Below are 17,037 nucleotides of genomic sequence, written 5' to 3'. Positions count from 1 at the left end.
GTCACGCCCCTTCCGGTCGCACGCGCGCGGTCTTGGTCGAGCGAATGTCGAGTGCGAGTTCCTCGGCGGCGCCGACGTGGCCGCGCAGGCGGACGGTGCCGTCGCGCGGGTCGACCTCAACGACGGCGCGCAGGAGTTTCGCGGTGTCGTCGTGGCCGGACGCGGCGGCGAGTTCGACAGCGCGCTTGAGTTTGGCGGTCGCCGTCGCGGTGTCGCCAGCGCGACGCGCGGCAAGCCCTTCCTGCACGGCCTGGGCCAATTCGACCTGACCGGTGTAGTGGGCAACACGGGAGCTAATGCGCGTCGACAGCGACGAGTCGGTGGTCCACACCGCGCGCACGAGCCCTTGGCCGAGTACTTCGTCGCCCGCCAGCACGCTCAACCTGCCAACAAGTTTCTCCCGACCGACGGGCGCGGGGTCGACCTCGATTTGCAGGTGATATTCGCGTTCCTCGGCTGCCCACGACGACAGCGGGTACTCCCCCACCTGCGCGCCGGTATCGGCGCGCCGCCCCGTCAGGTCCTCAAGCACAGGTGAAACCTGTTTAACGATGCGCACTTTCGCGCCTGCGGGGGTCCACACGCGCAGCGTGAGTTCAGGGATCACCCGCGCCGCTGACGATCGCATCATCGCGGCGAAATCGGCGGACAGGTTTTCCGGGTTGGCGACAATGTCGGCGCTGCCAGACAGTTTCGCCGAGATTTTATGCACGTCGGCGGCGGCCCAGTCGGCACCGACACCGCGACAGTCGCAGACGAAAAGTCCTTCGCACCGGTCGAGTTCGGCCGCTAACTGCTCGGGCTTCTCGTGTTCGTTTTTGCCGTCGGTGAGCAGGATCGCGTGTGCTTGGGTCCCCGGGTTGCTGGCTACGATCTGGCGGGCAAGTGCCAGCCATGTGCCCATCGCGGTGCCGCCGTTGGGGCGCAGGTTATCGAGTGCGCGACGGGCGCTGTCGCGGTTGGCTGGATTGGCTTGCACCGCGAGCGAAGGCTTAGGCGGGTAGACCAGGCGTGCGGTGTCGGTGCCCGCGATGATCGCGAAGGCGGTGCCGTCGGCGATTTCGGCGAGCGCGGCTTTCGTTGCGGCGCGGGCGTTTTCGAATTTACGCTGGCCCGCCATCGATCCGGAGATGTCGATGATGAGGATTTCCAGGCGTGGCGGTGGCGTTGCTGCAACGGCGAGCGCGTCGCTGGTGGTGACGGTGAGGACCGCGTCGACCACGTTGCCGTCTTCGGGCAGGAATTCGTTTTGATCGATGGCGATCGAAATGCCCGCGTTGTCGGCCGAACTCATGCTGCTCCTGCTATCGGTACCAAGGCGATGGTGATGTTGTCGCTGCCGCCGCGATCGAGCGCGAACTCGGCGAGCGCGCGCGCTGCTGCCTGCGGGCTGGTTTCGACGGTGAACCCGGCGAGGCTCACGGCTTCGGGCAGGTAGTTCCACAGGCCGTCACTGCACAGCAGCACGGTGCCAGGGTCGGTGATCACGACCTGTTGAAGGCATTTCTCCGACCACGGTTGCTCGCCGCCGTCCGCGCCGAGCCATCGTAGGAGGGTGTGGGCGCGTGGATCACGCATCGCCGCTTCGGGATCGAGCGCGCCCGCGTCGACGAGTGCTTGCGCCCACGAGTCGTCGGTGCTGAGCCGACGCGACGTGGTGGGGTCGCCTGCCGCGAGCCAAAATGCCCGGGAGTCACCAACATTGGCGACGGTGATCTCGGTGCCCGCTGGGGTGTCGCGGATGACGGCGGCGACGTAGGTGCACGACGGGGCGTAGTCACGGTTGCGTGACATGCCGCGCACGGCCGCGGTGGCGGCGGCGAGTCCGGCCATGACAGCGACATCAGTCGGATTGCCCGCCGCGAGCGCGGCCAAGGTGCCGTCGACGCCGGTGCGTGCTGCGGTGCCGGACGCGGCTTGGGGGTCTTGGGATGTCGAAACGCCGTCGGAGACAACAACAACCCGGGTGCCGTCGCCCGCGTGGACCGCGGCAGCCACGGCATCTTCGTTGCGCGAGTGGCTAATTCCGCGATCGGTCAGGACGTAGACGCTGCCAAGGTCGTCTTCGAACCGGTCGGGCACGGGGCGTGCGCTGCCGCATCGCGTGCAGTAACCCTGCTCGTACTCGCGTTCCCCGCAGGTTGAGCATTGCGGGACCACGGTCGAATCATGGAGGGGCAGTGCGGTTTTGCGCACGTGGAGCTCGGTGCCGCATCCTTCGCAGAAGCGATGTCCGGCGTGTGCTGACGTGGCGCACTCACCGCAGCCCGGGGCGGTCATCGCCGTGTCCTCGGTCGTACCGCGTTCGCCTGATCGACAAGGGCGAACCTCGTCCACATGTCGTCGGCCTCGCGCGCCAGAATCCGCCAGCATCGTTCCAATCCTGTTCGCACACCTGCTTCGGTGAAATCCACATCTAACAGCTTGCCCGGTCCGGTTACGCCCCCGCCAAGCCGGAGCCAGCTAAGCGCCGCGTCGAGGACGGTGATACGCACTCGGGCAGCCTCGCCGCGCGCCTCGATCGTCAGCCGGGCGACGCGGTCAGCGGCGGTTCGGATCAGGTCTTCGGTGAGTTCCGTTGCCGGGCGGTTCGTCAGCAGCGTGTTCACGGCCGCGATGGCGGCGGGCAGGTAATGCGCGGACGTCTGCTCGACTTGATCGAGGACGGCGACCGCGCCCGCTCGATCGCCACGCGCTCTGCGCAGGCGCGCGGCCCCGAAGGCGGCGGAGACGAACTGGTGATCGGTGCGCCAGACCAGCTCGTAAAGCGCGAGCGCGTGGTCGTTATCGGTGTGCTCTAACGTCGCGGCCAGTGCGAGTTTGGGGGCGGCTTCGCCGGGCAGCGCGGCGTAGACGGCGTCGAAATCGGGGACTTGCTCGGTAAGGAGCGCGAGTTGGGCGCGGTACCAGCGGCAGCGCCAGTCGTCGGGAATGACGGATTCGATTTTCGTGAGTCGCGCTGACGCCGCCTCGACGTTGCCCGCCTCGATTTCCGCGCGCACCAACCGAAGAGGGATTTCCACGGAGTCGCCCGCGTTGCCGAATGCCTGTTCCAGATCGTGCGGGTTTGCGGCATTGGTCGTCGCGAGGAGAGCGGCGCCAGGGTCGGTCGGGTCGACGAGGGGCGCTGGCAGCGTCGCGATGAGCTTGGCTGGTTCGGGGGCGGTATCGCCTAATGCGACGACCCCGCGAGGTGGGCCGAAGCTCGTCGACATCGCGGGGCGGGCGATATTGTCGTCGGTCGCGGCGACTTCGCGCAGGACACCGGTGAGTTGCTCGGCCATCTCGCCCATCGACGCGAACCGCGCGTCAGGGTCGGGGTCGGTGGCGCGAAGCAGGAAACGGTAGAGCGAATCATGCTGGGCGAGAACCGGTTCGGTGTCTGCGGTGGGCAGCGGACCTAGTCGGCCGTTCACCACGGGTAGACGCATCAGCAGCACAGCTAGGGTGCGGCCGACCGTGTAGACCTCGGTCGCGACGGTGGGGCCGGTTTCGCCGATTTCGGGAGCTTGGTAGCCGATGGTGCCGTAGATGGGGCTGGTGTCGTCGTCCATGGCGATCACCGCGCCGAGGTCGATCAGTTCTAGGCGTTCCTCGGTTTGCATCACGTTGTCGGGTTTGAAATCGCAGTATGCCCAACCGCGGGCGTGGAGGTAGCCGAGGGCGGGCAGCATTTCGAGCACGTAGGCGATGGCGCGGGCGGGCGGCAGGTGGTTGCCTGTTTCGGTGCGGTAGTCGCGCAGGATCTGTTTGAGCGAAGTGCCGCCGACGTATTCCATGACGATGTAGCCGACGGGCGCATCGACGTCTGGGTCGATGTGTTCGGTGAAGTTGTGGATTTTGACGATGTTGGGGTGGTCAACTTCGGCGAGGAACCGTCGCTCGGCGACCGCCGCGGTGAGGGCGTCGGCGTCGCCGGTGTCGATGAGGCCCTTGAGGACAACCCAGCGGCCGTTGACGCGGTGGTCGGTGGCGAGGTAGATCCAGCCGAGCCCGCCGTGGGCGAGCGCGCCCGCGACCTCGTATTGGCCGCCGACGAGGTCGCCGGTTTTTAGGCGCGGCTCGAAGGAGTAGCGGGTGCCGCAGTCGGGACAGAACCCTTTCACGCGCGCCTCGGCGGTCGCGGTGGTACGCCCTACCGGTTTGGCGCATTTGCCGCAGTACCGGTCTGCTTCGGGCACTTGGGGATTGGCGAGGATGGCGGTGGCGGGGTCGATTTTGGGGATCGACGGAATGTCGATAACGCCAGCACCGAGTCGTCCGCGCCCGGCCGACCTCGACGACGCGGAACGGGTGCGCACGGACCGGCGCGAAGAGGAAGAACTGACCGTGGGCGCCGATGGACTGTGTGCGGTGGCCGCGATGGGTGCGGTGCCGCAGATTTCGCAGTAGCCGTCGAGAATCGCGCCGCCGCAACCGGATTCGGTGCACACAGTCGGGTTTGGCCCGACCGCGTTTCCCGAAACCGTCGGAACTGGGCTGCCGACCGACGCGCTAGGTGCGCGATTGCTCGGCCACGCGGGCGCGCCGGGCGCGGTGCCGCACACGTCGCAATAGCCGTCGACAATCGTTCCCGCGCAACCGGTTTCGCCGCATCCGACCGCCGCACTTGGTGTTGGCGCGCTGCCTGGCGCACCGGGATACGCAGCGGGTTGGGCGACCGGTGCGGTGCCGCACCTCTCGCAATATCCGTCAGCGATCGTTCCGCCGCACCCTACTTCAGCGCATCTCATGCTTGCCTCCCCGCTTTCTCCCCGATGATCGAACGATAGTCGGCGATCGCGCGGGTGAGCAGGGCGAGATCGCATGGGACACGGGTGGCTAGCCCGGCGGCGATGCGGTCGGCGGCGGTCACGTCGCTGTCTTCGATCACGCCGAGGCGCACCGCTTTCGCACGATAGGCGCGGTGGCGGCCGCGTAGTTCTTCGCGCCGCTCGAGCAGGCCCGTCGCCAATGTTGCTCTGCGCGTTGCGTTCTCGATGGACTCGGCGAGTTGGGCGCGCAGTTTCACGACAGCGTCGCCAATCTTACTGGCCGGTGCCGCGGACACGAGCGCGTCCACGTCGGCTAACAGTTCGGCTGCGGCCCGACCGCCGGCAGGCAGCGGCGCGGTGCGCACCTTTGCTTCGGCTTCGCGAGCTGCGGCGTCAGCGCGGGCTTGAAGTTCGGCGAGCCGGGCGCAGTCGGCGCGCAATGTGGGTGCGCCAGCCCGCAACTCGGCGATCACACCCGCGATCTCCCGCTGGCGTGCGGCTTCGACTTCAATTGCCGCCCTGAGGGATTCGATCGAAGACGCGAGTTCGCCAGGCGCGAAGCCAAGCGGATCGGTACCCGCGCGCCCGAGCAGCGATGCGAGCGCGTCAGTAATCGCGGCTGGAGTACCGGCCCGTTCAATGTCCCGCTGCATCTGCGCGGACGCTTCGATCACCTTCGCGTGAATCTCCGCGACCGCGTCGGTGAACGGGCCGACAACGGCGAACGCCTGTTCCATCCTGACGCGCAGGTCAGCAATCCCGATCGCGACCACGGTCTCGTACGGCCCAACCAAACCCCGTTGCGCCAATGGGATTGGGGTGCGCGCGATTTCGTGCGGCTGCCCGATCAGCAGCGTCGTGAGGCGCGCTCGCGTCGCGTCGTCGATGCGCGAGCCGTGTCGGCTTCGCACCGCGGTCGCTTCGTCAACGATGGACCGCAGGATCGCGACGTCGTCCCACAGCGCCCCGAGCGCCTGCTCAACGGGCACCCACCGCCGCGCGGTTTCACCCGTTGGCCGATACCGACGGACGAGCGCAATGCCCGGATGGTGGTCGAGCTCAACCAGCGTCTGCGCGATTTGCGCCAATTCGGTGGTACGCGAAGCTAATTCGCGGTCGATCTCAGCGACGCTGAGCGGTGTTGGCGTCACGCTCACCGCACATAGTGAGGTGCTGGCGGTCCCTGCGACGGGCCGAGCGCGGCGAGGTGGGTTTGGTAGAGCCGCTGCCATGTGCCGTCGGCGCGGGTGCGGTCGAGGACCCCGTTGACGAAGCGGACGAGGTCGTCGGCGCCTTTCGTGACGCCAACCGCATACGCGCCCGAGCTGACCGGTGCTCCGACGACGGTGAGGTTACGGTCCTGGGCGACGAGCCCGGCGAGGATGGGTTCGTCGCCGCTGATCGCGTCGACGAGCCCTTCCTGTAGGGCAACAAGGCAATCGGTCCAACTCGTGACGCCAAGCACCCTGGGTTTGGCCGGTGCCGACAGCATCGGCGCGCCCGCCGTGGTCCCCTTCGCGACGCAGACCCGTTTACCAGCGAGCGAATCAAGCCCGGTAATGCCCGAGCCGCTCGGCGCGGCAATTCGTTGCGCCGCACGGTAATACACACTGGAGAAGTCGACATCGCGGCGACGTTCACACGTGGCCGAGAAGGTGCGAACGATCAGGTCGACGTCTTTGTTGCGCAGCAAATCAATGCGTTCGGCGGCAGCGACGGACCGCAACCGCACCTTGTTCGGGTCACCGAAGAGGTCGCGCGAAATCTCACGCGCGAGGTCGATGTCGAACCCTTCGAGCTGGCCGGTCGCCGGATTACGGAAGCCGAACAGGTAGGTGTTCTGGTCGACCCCGACGCGCAACTGCCCGTTGGCGACAATCGCGGCCATCGTCGACCCGGTCGGCATCGCACCTGGTCGTGGCTGCGCACCGGGCGCGAGCGGCGCTTCGGTATCGCATCCACCGGACCCTTCGGCATCGGGTGCGTTCGTGAGCCACTCGGCACCGGGCAGCGCGTGCGTGTTGGGCACCGCTTCGATACCGGTAGGCGTGGACGCGGCCGTGCAACTACTCAGCAGCGCGGCCAACCCGATCGCGGCGGCGGAGAGGATCAGCCTCACAGGAACTCCTTCATCCGCGGCCACAACCCGGCGACGACAGCACCGGCAGCGGCGAAAAGCAGCACGAGCACGCCAATCGGCGTTGGCGCCAAAACTGTTGCTGTTGAATCGAATCCGTCACGCAGGTCAGTGCGGGCGTCGGTGAGCCCGGCCTGTAGATGATTGTCGAGCCGGGTGAAGCTGGCCGCCGACCCGTCGCCGCCACCGCCGATGGCTTGCGCGACGGCCTCGCCGTACTTCGCGTTCTTGTAGGCGGTGAGCTGCGTGTGGTGGCCCGCGCGCCAATTCGTGAGCGCCCGTTCGGCTTCGGAGTCGCTGGCACCCACGGCGACAAGCCGCGAACCGAGCTCGTCGACATGGGCGGTGAACGCCGCTTCGGGCGCGGTGATGTCGCCACGCGTGATCAGCGCTAGCGTTTCCTCAGTGCGAGCCTGATGCGCGAGAATGCGTGCGCGCGAGAGGTTTTCGACCCGGTCTCGCGCGTCGGAGCCCAGGTTGAGGAACTGCGCGGCGCCAGCACTGGCGACAATCCACCCGAACGCGATCACCGTGAGCCCTAACGCGGCGAAGACACCCCGGTTGACGGTGCGGTTAGTGCGTCGCAGTAGTACGAAAGCCAAAGCGGCACAGGCGATAAGGACGAGGACAAGCAGCACGACGCTGGGCGCCGACACGCTGCTCACCGCCCGCTGATCGGCCCGCACCGCAGCTAGTCGCGCGTTCGTGAGCTCTTCAGCTTGGGGCAGCAGCGATGTCTGCATAACGTTCGACGCCTGCTTCAAATACGCCGATCCAACCGGAAACCCTTGGCGGTTGTTGGCACGCGCGGTTTCCACGTAGCCGGTGTAGGTGGGCAAGTCAGCGGCGATCCGCGCGACAGCGGTACGCGTAGCTAGGTCGGTCGCACCGGTCGTCGTTTCGGCAAGTGCCGCAGCGGCTTCGGCGAGGGCTTGCTCGTAAACCGCACGCACCTGCGGAGATTCGACCCCACCGGACAGGAACGCCGCCGATGCGCCCGCGTCGGCGGCAGACAGCGACACATACAACCGTTGCGCCGCGTGTGCGAGGGGTTCGCTGCGTTCCAATGCTTGGTCGGCACGGGCAACCCGCTCCTGTTGTGCTTGTGCGGCAACGATTCCCGCACTTACGCACAGCACCGTGGTGACGACCAGCCCGATCCCAAGAACGCCCGGTGTTGTGCGCGCGAAGCGGCGCAACCAGCTACCAGCACCCACACCGGCCTCCTTCGTCTCCCCCGGCGGTGTTTCGCCCGCGATCTTACGTGAGCGGCACCGGTCGCGCGCAGGGAAAAAACGCGAACCGGCCCCGCACATTATTGATGTGCGGGGCCGGTTCGTTAACGGTCAGCCGACCGTGAATTGTTAAGCGCCGACGGCCGTTTCGCCCGGCTTCACGGCGGTGCCGGTCTTGCTGAACTGGAGCACACCATCTTCGATGGGCGCGTCGTGCATCAGCTTGCGGTCGCGGTAGTAGTTGTTGATCAACTTCCACGCGCCACGCGCACCCTGACGCGGCATTTCACCGTTGCCGCGCTGGATGTAGCCGGAGGTGAGCGCGCCACCCATCAGCGACTCTTCGGCGAAGTCTTCGGGGTTGGCGTGTACCTCGAAGGTGGTGTAGCCACGGTCGCGCATGATGTTGAGTACGCGGCACAGGTACGCGGCGGCGAGGTCGGCCTTGAGCGTCCACGACGCGTTGGTGTAGCCGATGATCATCAGGAAGTTGGGGACGTCGGAGTACAGGACGCTCTTGTAAGCGACCGTCTCGTTCATCTTCAACGGCTCACCGTCGATGCTGAGGGTGGCGCCGCCCAGGATCTGGACGTTGAGGCCGGTCGCGGTGACGATGACGTCGGCCTCAAGCTCCTGACCCGATTCGAGCAGGATGCCCTTCTCGGTGAACTTGGCGATCTTGTCGGTGACGATGTCGGCCTTGCCGCTCTTGAGCACCTTGAACAGGTCGCCGTTGGGGACGACGCACAGGCGCTGATCCCACGGGTTGTAGCTGGGGGTGAAGTGGCGCAGGTCGACCTTCTTTCCGAGCTGCAACCGCACCTGGGCGAGCATGAGCTTCTTGGCCAGCTCCGGGTTGGTGCGCGAAAGCTGGAAGCTGGCGCGCTGCAGCGCGATGTTGCGTGCGCGACCGATCTTGTAGGCGACCTGGTCGGGGACGCGCGCCTTCTTGAACCCGATGGCGACCGGGTCGTCCGACGGCAGCGCCTGAATCCAGGTTGGCGAACGCTGCAGCATGGTGACGTGGCTCGCGGTGTCGGCCATCGACGGGATCAGGGTGATCGCGGTGGCACCGGAACCGATGACGACGACCTTCTTGCCCGAGTAGTCGAAGTTCTCCGGCCAGTGCTGCGGGTGCACGATCTGGCCCTTGAAGTCTTCCTGACCGGGGAAGTCGGGCTGGTAGCCCTTGTCGTAGTTGTAGTAGCCGCTGGCGCCGACGAGGACGTTCGCCGTCCAGGTCTCGGTTTCGCCGGTGGCTTCGATGACCGCGGTGACCGTCCACAGCGCGTTGGCGCGGTCGAAGTCGGCCGAGACGAACTTGCGGCCGAAGTTGATGTGGTCGGTGACGCCGTATTCCTTGGCGGTGTCTTCGACGTAGTTGCGGATGCTCGCGCCGTCGGCGAGGACCTTGGTGCCGATCCAGGGGCGGAAACCGAAACCGAAGGTGAGCATGTCGGAGTCGGAGCGGATGCCGGGGTACTTGAACAGATCCCACGTGCCACCGATGCGCTCGCGGCGCTCCAGGATCGCGTAGGTGCGTCCGGTCTGCTCGCGAGTGAGGTGACAAGCCGTGCCGATTCCGGACAGGCCAGCGCCGATGATCAATACGTCGACATGCCGCGTCATTGAGGAAACTCGTTTCGTAAGGGTCGTCGAGGCCGAGCACCGTCGCCCGCGCCTAAGTCGAGGTTACGTGTTTCGCATAGTTACGTCTAGTTGCGGGGGTCGGTCGGGAATTACGCGCACCGTGATCGGAATCGGTGACGTGACCCGACCGTGCGGTCAGCATCGACGTATGACCGAACAACAACTGTCGTTCCACTGGTTCCTGCCCACCTATGGCGACTCGCGCGGGCTCATTCCAGGCGGACACGGCAGCTCGATGTCCGGCGACCGACCCGCGACGCTGCGCTACCTCAACCAGATCACCGCCGCTTCCGAATACGTCGGTTTCGAGGGTGTCCTCACCCCGACGGGCGCGTGGTGTGAAGACGCGTGGCTCACCACCGCGATGCTCGTGCAGACCAGCGAGACGCTGAAGTTCCTTGTCGCGCTGCGCCCCGGTCTCGTGAGCCCAACGCTGGCCGCGCAGATGGCGGCGACGTTCCAACGCCACTCCGACGGGCGCCTTTTACTCAACGTCGTGACCGGCGGCGAGCAGCGTGAACAGGAGGCGTACGGCGACTTCCTCGACAAGACCCAGCGCTATGCGCGCACGGGCGAATTCCTGCACATCGTGCGCAAGCTGTGGGAGTCGAGCGAGCCGTTCAGCTTCGCCGGTGAGCATCTTCGCGTAGAAAACGCGCAGCTGTCGGCGCGTCCTGACCCGATTCCGCCGGTGTTCTTCGGTGGTTCGTCGGGCCCGGCTGGCCCGATCGCAGCCCGGTACGCCGACACGTACCTGACCTGGGGTGAGCCGGTCGACGCGGTCGCGAAGAAGCTGGATTGGATTCGCGGTCTCGCCGCGATCGAGGGCCGCACGGTCGACTTCGGTCTGCGCATTCACGTGATCTCGCGCGACACCTCCGAGCAGGCGTGGGCCGAGGCCGACCGACTCCTTGAGTCCATCCCGGCGGGCACCATCGAAGCCGTCCAAGCCAACCTCGCGCAAAGCGATTCCGAAGGTCAGCGCCGCATGGCCGAGCTGCACAACGGTCGCAAGGACGGCCTGGAAATCGCGCCGAACCTGTGGGCTGGCGTTGGCCTGGTTCGCGGTGGCGCAGGCACCGCGCTTGTCGGTTCGCACGCTGAGGTGGCCGATCGACTCCTCGAATACGCCGCTGTCGGTATCGACCACTTCATCCTGTCGGGGTACCCGCACTTGGAAGAGGCGTACTGGTTTGGCGAGGGTGTGCTGCCGATTCTGGAACGCAAGGGTGTGTGGCAGCACCCGGCGCGGCCGCAGCGCGTGACCCGCGCGGGCCTCGCGACGCCGTTCACCACGCGCTAACCAGACAGCGAATCCGACGGTTGACTAGGCTCGCGACCGTGCCCATCACCGTCGGATTCGACCTGGATATGACGCTCATCGATTCGCGCCCCGGCGTCGCCGTCGCGATCGACACTCTCGCCGCCGAATTCGATCTCCCGATGGACGGTTCGCGATTCGCCGAGCATTTGGGCCCGCCGCTTGCGACGTTGCTTGGCGACGCCGGCGCACCCGACGACCTGATCGCCATTCTGGTAACGCGCTACCGCGAGCTCTACCCCGACGTCATCGCCCGCATCCCCGCACTACCGGGCGCGACCGAGTCGATCGACGCGGTCCGCGCCGACGGCCGAGCGCTGGTGGTGACGGGCAAATTCGAACCGCACGCCCGCCTGCACGTCGACCACCTCGGCTGGACCGTCGACCATCTCGCTGGTGACCTGTGGTCGACCGGCAAAGGCGACGTCCTGCGCGCCCAGCACGCCGATGTTTTCGTCGGTGATCACGCGGGCGACATGCAGGGCGCGAAAGCGGCCGGTGCGTATGCGGTTGGGGTCATTACTGGCCCGCATGACGAGGCGACGTTGCGCGCGGCCGGTGCCGATGTGGTGTTACCCGGCTTGACGGACTTTCCGGCGTGGCTCGCTGACCATCGAGGGTCAAACTAGCTTCGACGCGGCGCGCGGGAAAAACGGACACGCTGACTTACAGTGGACAACACTCTCTACCAGCGTTGTCCCGTTGTGTGTTACTCCCGCAGGAGGCATCATGTCGCCCACCGCGCCGCTCGATCCCGCTGTCGAGGTGTTCATCGACGCGCTCAACGCGCACGACACGGACCGCTTTTTCGCGGTGCTAGCCAGGGACGCGACGATGTCGGACGACGGGGTCGAACGTGACCTCGCCCAGTGGACCGAGGCCGAGATTTTCTCAAGCAACGGCCACATCCGGGTCGAAACGATCTGTGCCGACGGTCTGTCGTTTGTCGCTGACTACACCAACACCCGAGGCGGGTCGATGCGAACAAATTGGCAGTTCGTCGTCCGTGACGGCCTGATCGCGCGTTTCGAAGCTGAGCAAGCGTGAATCGTCTGCTTGTCCCGCGCTATGGCGATTCGCTCGCCGACGTTTTGCCCTCGGTACTCGCCTGCCTCGGCGTGGCGGGTGCGACCGACCAGCTACGGCTACGCCTCGACGTCGACCATGTTTGCGTCTTCGTCGTCGATGGTCTTGGCGCGGAAGCCCTTGCCGCCCACGCCGATTCGGCTCCCTTCCTCACGAGCCTGCCCGCGCGCAGCATCACCGCGACGTTCCCAACAACGACGGCGACGAGTCTCACCAGCCTCGGCGTCGGGGTTGGTCCTGGCGAGCACGGCATCGTCAGCTACCTCATGCGCCTGCCCGGCGAGGAGCGGTTGTTCAACACCCTGCGGTGGCGCCTCACGGGCGAGGGCCCGAAAGTGGATGCGCTGCTTGCCTTTCCACCCGAACGCATCCAGCCACACGAGACCATCTTTGAACGGTGCGCGAGCGCGGGGATCGCGGCGGTGCAGGTCGCGCCGGGGTATCAAGAAGGGTCGGGGCTCAGTCGAGCGGGCTGGCGTGGCGGTGGGTTCCGTGCGACGTATTCCGTCGGTGACCTCATCGACGGTGTCTTGAGCGCATTGACTATGGCCCCGAAAAGCCTTGTCTACGCCTACCATTCGGAACTCGACTCCACCGGTCACGTCCGCGGACCACGTTCGCGCGCATGGGATTTCGAGCTCACCAATACCGACCGCATCATCGCCGATCTGGCACAACGCCTGCCCGCCCGCTCCGCGCTAATCGTGACCGCCGACCACGGCATGGTCGAACTCACCGACCCCATCGACTTCGACACTCACCCGCATTTGCGCGAAGGCGTGGTCGCGCTCGGCGGCGAACCACGCGCCCGCTTCGTTTACACCGCCGACGGCGCGACCGACGACGTCGCCACGACCTGGGCTGGCGCGCTCGGCGACGCCTTCGCCGTCCACACCCGCGCCGAGGTGATCGACGCTGGCTGGTTTGGCCCGACCGTCACGCCGGAAGCGGCGTACCGGATTGGCGATCTCGTTGCCGTCGCCCGCGACGGTGCCGGGGTCGTTCGCACGCACGCGGAACCCAATTCGTCGCGCATGGTTGGTCATCACGGTTCGCTGACCAGCGCTGAACTGCTCGTTCCGCTACGGATCCTCCGAAGCTGAGTGTGTCGGCCTAAGCTGTCGGAGACTGCACCGTAGGAGGACGTCTCATGGCCGCGACCGCTCGCCGAATCAGTGTCATCACAGCGGGTTTGGCCGCGCTTACCCTCGCGACGAGCGCGTGCACCGAGGTGGCTCAAGCGCTCAACCAGGGTGGCGACACTCCGTGCCGCGACTATGTGAACCAGGACAACGACACCAAACGCGTCACGGTGACAAAAGCGGTGAAGCAGAAGACCGGCACCAGCAACGAACCGTCGGGCACGCTTGTCGACAGCGTGATGGTCCAGCTCGACGTCCTTTGCGCAGGTCAGCGCAACCCGGATACCCCGATCAAAAACGCTGATATCGCGGGCCTGCTCATTCCTCGCTAGGCGCGGTCGTCAACCGGGCAAGACAATCCTGGCCCTGCGAAGCCGCCCGGTCGATGGCCGCACCTGCTAAACAGGAAACCGCCTCCCCGAGCGCAGGAGTGGTCTGTGGACAAGCCAAACGAACCGGCCCGTATCGGGCGGGGTGACGAGCTAGACGGCTACCGAGTCGAACTCGAAAAGGATTGGCATCGGCTTGCCGCAGGTCCCGCACGCCCGTTGCGCCTACCCGAGGATACCGGCGCGGTCCGCTCGCAGGTCGCCGCGTCGTGGCAACGGTCGCTGCCCACCGTCGACCCGTCGCGTACCGAAGCGCCCGGTTTCAACAACGTCAGCGACCGTTGGTCGGAGTCGCCGCTGCGGCGACCCATCACCGAAATGGCCGGTCACCTGCGTGGCATCGCCGAGGATTCGGGGTATCTCGCTGTCGTCAGTGACGAATCGGGGACCATCTTGTGGACCGCTGGCGATCGCGCTTTGCGTCGTCAGGGTGAAGCGGTGAACTTCGCGCCGGGCGGGGTGTGGGACGAAAGCCATATGGGCACCAACGGTTTATCGCTCGCGTTGCATGACGATCGTGCGGTCACCGTGTTTTCCGCCGAGCATTTGGTCGCCGCGCTGCATGGGTGGGTGTGCTATTCCGCGCCGATCCACGGCCCCGACGGCCGCCAAGTTGGGGTGCTCGATTTGTCGTCGACGTGGGAGCGTTCCCATCCGATGGTGATGACGTCGGTGCGTGCGCTCGTGACGGCGGTCGAGACGATGTTGCGTGCCGAAGCGCCCGCGCCAGCACCGGGTGTGCGGTTGGAATGCCTTGGGACAGCACGACTTCTGCGTGACGGTCGACCGGTGCCGTTGCCGCCGCGTCAGTTGGCGATCTTGGCGTTGCTCACCCTCGAACCCGACGGCTACACCCCCGAACAACTCCAGGCCGCTGTTTACGGCGACCGCGCCATTTCGTTGAGCACGCTGAAATCGGATGTGTCGCACCTGCGTCGGGCCACCCGAGGCGAAATCGCGAACCGCCGCTACATGCTCACCGCACCTATCGCGTGCGACGCTGTCGAACTGCTCGCCGCGATCGAAGGTGGCGACCTCACCTCAGCGCTATGGCTGTATCGCGGTCCGCTGCTTCCTGGTTCGGATTTGCCCGGTGTCGAGCAGTGGCGCGACCACCTCGATGTCGGTATCCGTAACGCGGTCCTTGCCAGTGACCGACCCGAGCACGCGGTCGCGTTCGGGCAGCGCTGCCCCGGCGATGTCGAAATCCATGAACACGCCCTCGCTTTGCTGCCCCCTGACGACGTGCGGCGTGCTGTCGTTTCGGCCAGATTGTTCACCGCGAACCGGTCTTAACCTGCCGCTGACGTGCGCAAATAGGTTTGCCAACCTCGTACCAACCTTGCCCGACCATAGTGTGAGCCACCACGCACAGGTCGCGAGGAGCGAGACGCATGATTTACGGCAAGCCCGGATCGGGAACAGGCATCGTCAGTTATGCCGCCCGGTACGACAACTTCATTGGTGGTGACTGGCTCGCCCCGGTCGAAGGCCGCTATTTCGACAACACGTCTCCGGTCGACGGAGAGATTTTTTGCCAGGTTCCCCGCTCAACGGCGGCCGATATTGAGATGGCGATCGACGCCGCCGAAGCGGCCACCGAGAAATGGGCGGCAACACCGGTAGCTGATCGCGCCGACATCCTGCTGAAAATCGCTGAACGCCTGGAAAACAGCATCGAACCGCTCGCGGTCGCCGAAACGTGGGACAACGGCAAACCCGTCCACGAAACGCTTACCGCCGACCTGCCGATGGCGGTCGACCATTTCCGCTGCTTCGCCGCGCTGCTGCGTGCACGCGAAGGCGCGGTGTCGGCGCTTGAAGGCAAGACCGTCGCCTATCACCTGTATGAACCGTTGGGTGTTGTCGGTGAGATCGTCGCGTGGAATTTTCCGATTCTGCTTGCCGCACGCAAAATCGCCCCGGCGTTGGCCGCGGGCAACTGTGTTGTCCTCAAACCGTCTGAGCTCACCCCGGCATCGATCCTGCTTGTCATCGAACTCATCGCCGACCTGCTGCCGCCGGGAGTCCTCAACGTCGTCAACGGCTTTGGTAGCGAAGCGGGCAAACCGCTCGCTGCCAGTCCGCGGCTCGGGCTTGTCGACTTCACCGGTCGCCCGGCCACTGGTCGGCGCATCGTCGGCTACGCCGGAGCCAACATGGTGCCGGTCGCGTTGGAGTTGGGCGGCAAGTGTCCTGCCATCTTCACCGCCGACATCCTCGCGAACGACGACGAATTCCTCGACAACGCCGTCGAAGGGTTCGTGATGTTCGCCCTGAACCAGGGCGAGGTGTGTCCGTGCCCCGCACGCGCACTGATCCACTCGTCGATTTACGACGAGTTCCTCGCCCGCTGCACCACCCGCACCGAGGCCATCGTGTCTGGGCATCCACTCGATACCCGGACGATGATCGGCGCCCAATCTGGCAACGATCAGTACGAAAAGATCTTGTCCTACTTCGATATTGGTAGGGCCGAAGGCGCCCGCGTGCTCACTGGAGGGGAAGCACGCAAGGTCGACGGTCTGCCCGGTGGCTATTACATCGAGCCAACCATTATCGAAGCGGCGGACGAGATGCGCGTCGTCGCTGAAGACATCGTTGGCCCGATTGTCACCGTGTCACGCTTCGACACCCTCACTGAGGCAATCGATGCGGCGAACGATGCGCGATATGGCCTCGGTGCGGGCGTGTGGACCCGCGACCTCAACACCGCCTACGAACTCGCGAATGGGCTTAGCGCGGGCCGCATTTGGACTAACCGTCATCACGTCTATCCGGCGCATGCCTGGGAGAACAACGCCATGATGCTCGATCACTACCAGCGCACCAAGAATCTGCTTGTCAGTTTTTCCGCGACGGGGAGGCGGTAATGCAAAACCGCATCCATCGGGTCGAAATCACTGATCGCGCGGAAACGTTACTGCGCAACCTCATTGAGGAACATGGCCCGGTGCTGTTCCGCCAAGGCGGCGACTGCGTCGACGGTCCGCCCGACCCACCGGTGTGTTTATCGACGCGCCAATTCCGGGCTGACCAGGCCGATCTGCTGCTAGGCAGACTCAGCTGGCACACTGAATTCTGGATCAGCGCAGACGCTTTCGAATGTTGGAAGCACAGTTTGCTGACCCTTGACGTGATGCGCGGCGAAGCCACCGCCGACTCGCTAGAAGCGGGCCAGGGGTTGCGTTTTATCCTTCGCCATCGCGATCTCACCCCCGAAGAAGACGCGGCGCTCGCCGCGGCGCCACCGCCACGCACCGGTGCTGATCGCGCGCTGTAATTCCCAGACTTGACCTGGTCGGTGACGACCAGGTCATGGT

Annotated in this window: 17 protein-coding genes; 10 read left to right on the top strand and 7 right to left on the bottom strand. The window is 65.8% G+C overall.

Annotation, left to right across the window (positions count from 1 at the left end; translation table 11 throughout):
- Position 1: 1 nt before the first annotated feature.
- From IEX78_RS02120 to IEX78_RS02110, 3 genes are read right to left on the bottom strand one after another with little or no spacing between them, the layout of a single operon-like run.
- Positions 2-1,294 (bottom strand): vWA domain-containing protein, encoded by a 1,293-nt coding sequence (locus IEX78_RS02120; protein WP_188826991.1) that lies wholly within the window; start codon positions 1,292-1,294, stop codon positions 2-4.
- Positions 1,291-2,280, bottom strand: coding sequence for a PP2C family protein-serine/threonine phosphatase (locus tag IEX78_RS02115; RefSeq protein WP_229683656.1), 990 nt, complete (start codon positions 2,278-2,280; stop codon positions 1,291-1,293). The genes IEX78_RS02120 and IEX78_RS02115 overlap by 4 nt, the downstream gene beginning before the upstream one ends.
- On the bottom strand, positions 2,277-4,217 hold the full coding sequence (locus IEX78_RS02110; protein ID WP_505806203.1) for a serine/threonine-protein kinase: 1,941 nt from the start codon (positions 4,215-4,217) through the stop codon (positions 2,277-2,279). Before IEX78_RS02110 ends, IEX78_RS02115 begins: the two co-directional genes overlap by 4 nt.
- On the opposite strand from IEX78_RS02110, the gene IEX78_RS24850 reads away from it, so the two are divergent.
- Positions 4,198-4,392 (top strand): hypothetical protein, encoded by a 195-nt coding sequence (locus IEX78_RS24850; protein ID WP_505806209.1) that lies wholly within the window; start codon positions 4,198-4,200, stop codon positions 4,390-4,392. The two genes, IEX78_RS02110 and IEX78_RS24850, sit on opposite strands and share 20 nt — an antisense overlap.
- 33 nt (positions 4,393-4,425) lie before the next feature.
- The gene (locus tag IEX78_RS24480; RefSeq protein WP_268240887.1) at positions 4,426-4,557 is read left to right on the top strand and encodes a hypothetical protein; all 132 of its coding nucleotides are present in this window, start codon (positions 4,426-4,428) and stop codon (positions 4,555-4,557) included.
- Between the two features lie 172 nt (positions 4,558-4,729).
- Here the strand turns inward: IEX78_RS24480 and IEX78_RS02105 are convergent, their stop codons facing one another.
- The 4 genes from IEX78_RS02105 to IEX78_RS02090 form a co-directional block, all read right to left on the bottom strand.
- Positions 4,730-5,911, bottom strand: a complete 1,182-nt coding sequence (locus IEX78_RS02105) for a hypothetical protein (RefSeq protein WP_229683655.1) — start codon at positions 5,909-5,911, stop codon at positions 4,730-4,732.
- Entirely contained in the window at positions 5,908-6,873 is a 966-nt protein-coding gene (locus IEX78_RS02100; RefSeq protein WP_188826989.1) for a glutamate ABC transporter substrate-binding protein, read from the bottom strand. Before IEX78_RS02100 ends, IEX78_RS02105 begins: the two co-directional genes overlap by 4 nt.
- A complete protein-coding gene (locus IEX78_RS02095; RefSeq protein WP_229683654.1) occupies positions 6,870-8,108 on the bottom strand; it encodes a GlnX family signal transduction membrane protein in 1,239 nt (412 codons plus the stop codon). Before IEX78_RS02095 ends, IEX78_RS02100 begins: the two co-directional genes overlap by 4 nt.
- Before the next feature lie 147 nt (positions 8,109-8,255).
- A complete protein-coding gene (locus tag IEX78_RS02090; protein ID WP_188826988.1) occupies positions 8,256-9,755 on the bottom strand; it encodes a flavin-containing monooxygenase in 1,500 nt (499 codons plus the stop codon).
- A gap of 169 nt (positions 9,756-9,924) precedes the next feature.
- Between IEX78_RS02090 and IEX78_RS02085 the strand changes: the two genes are divergently transcribed.
- The 8 genes from IEX78_RS02085 to IEX78_RS02050 all read left to right on the top strand — a co-directional run bounded on the left by IEX78_RS02085 (position 9,925) and on the right by IEX78_RS02050 (position 16,997).
- Positions 9,925-11,079, top strand: coding sequence for an LLM class flavin-dependent oxidoreductase (locus IEX78_RS02085; protein ID WP_188826987.1), 1,155 nt, complete (start codon positions 9,925-9,927; stop codon positions 11,077-11,079).
- A 38-nt stretch (positions 11,080-11,117) separates the two neighbouring features.
- Entirely contained in the window at positions 11,118-11,726 is a 609-nt protein-coding gene (locus IEX78_RS02080; protein WP_188826986.1) for an HAD family hydrolase, read from the top strand.
- Positions 11,727-11,826: 100 nt separating this feature from the next.
- Positions 11,827-12,144, top strand: coding sequence for a nuclear transport factor 2 family protein (locus IEX78_RS02075; RefSeq protein ID WP_188826985.1), 318 nt, complete (start codon positions 11,827-11,829; stop codon positions 12,142-12,144).
- A complete protein-coding gene (locus IEX78_RS02070; protein WP_229683653.1) occupies positions 12,141-13,286 on the top strand; it encodes an alkaline phosphatase family protein in 1,146 nt (381 codons plus the stop codon). Before IEX78_RS02075 ends, IEX78_RS02070 begins: the two co-directional genes overlap by 4 nt.
- Positions 13,287-13,333: 47 nt before the next feature.
- Positions 13,334-13,657: a hypothetical protein gene (locus tag IEX78_RS02065; protein ID WP_188826984.1), complete on the top strand. Its 324-nt coding sequence runs from the start codon at positions 13,334-13,336 to the stop codon at positions 13,655-13,657.
- Positions 13,658-13,762: 105 nt separating this feature from the next.
- Entirely contained in the window at positions 13,763-15,010 is a 1,248-nt protein-coding gene (locus IEX78_RS02060; protein WP_229683652.1) for a transcriptional regulator, read from the top strand.
- A gap of 98 nt (positions 15,011-15,108) precedes the next feature.
- Positions 15,109-16,587 carry an aldehyde dehydrogenase family protein gene (locus IEX78_RS02055; protein ID WP_188826983.1) on the top strand — a complete coding sequence of 493 codons (1,479 nt, stop codon included), beginning with the start codon at positions 15,109-15,111 and terminating at the stop codon, positions 16,585-16,587.
- The gene (locus IEX78_RS02050) at positions 16,587-16,997 is read left to right on the top strand and encodes a DUF779 domain-containing protein (protein WP_188826982.1); all 411 of its coding nucleotides are present in this window, start codon (positions 16,587-16,589) and stop codon (positions 16,995-16,997) included. Before IEX78_RS02055 ends, IEX78_RS02050 begins: the two co-directional genes overlap by 1 nt.
- The last annotated feature ends 40 nt before the right edge of the window (positions 16,998-17,037 follow it).

This window comes from Nocardia camponoti (assembly GCF_014646135.1).
GTDB lineage: Bacteria > Actinomycetota > Actinomycetes > Mycobacteriales > Mycobacteriaceae > Nocardia > Nocardia camponoti.
The sequence above is the reverse complement of the archived record's forward strand: the minus strand, read 5'-3'. Positions and strand labels throughout refer to the sequence as shown.

Coding starts and splice junctions, on each gene's coding strand:
- IEX78_RS02120 (WP_188826991.1), bottom strand. CDS start 1,294: ATGAGTTCGGCCGACAACGCGGGCATTTCGATCGCCATCGATCAAAAC.
- IEX78_RS02115 (WP_229683656.1), bottom strand. CDS start 2,280: ATGACCGCCCCGGGCTGCGGTGAGTGCGCCACGTCAGCACACGCCGGA.
- IEX78_RS24850 (WP_505806209.1), top strand. CDS start 4,198: ATGGCGGTGGCGGGGTCGATTTTGGGGATCGACGGAATGTCGATAACG.
- IEX78_RS02090 (WP_188826988.1), bottom strand. CDS start 9,755: ATGACGCGGCATGTCGACGTATTGATCATCGGCGCTGGCCTGTCCGGA.
- IEX78_RS02085 (WP_188826987.1), top strand. CDS start 9,925: ATGACCGAACAACAACTGTCGTTCCACTGGTTCCTGCCCACCTATGGC.
- IEX78_RS02075 (WP_188826985.1), top strand. CDS start 11,827: ATGTCGCCCACCGCGCCGCTCGATCCCGCTGTCGAGGTGTTCATCGAC.
- IEX78_RS02065 (WP_188826984.1), top strand. CDS start 13,334: ATGGCCGCGACCGCTCGCCGAATCAGTGTCATCACAGCGGGTTTGGCC.
- IEX78_RS02055 (WP_188826983.1), top strand. CDS start 15,109: ATGATTTACGGCAAGCCCGGATCGGGAACAGGCATCGTCAGTTATGCC.
- IEX78_RS02050 (WP_188826982.1), top strand. CDS start 16,587: ATGCAAAACCGCATCCATCGGGTCGAAATCACTGATCGCGCGGAAACG.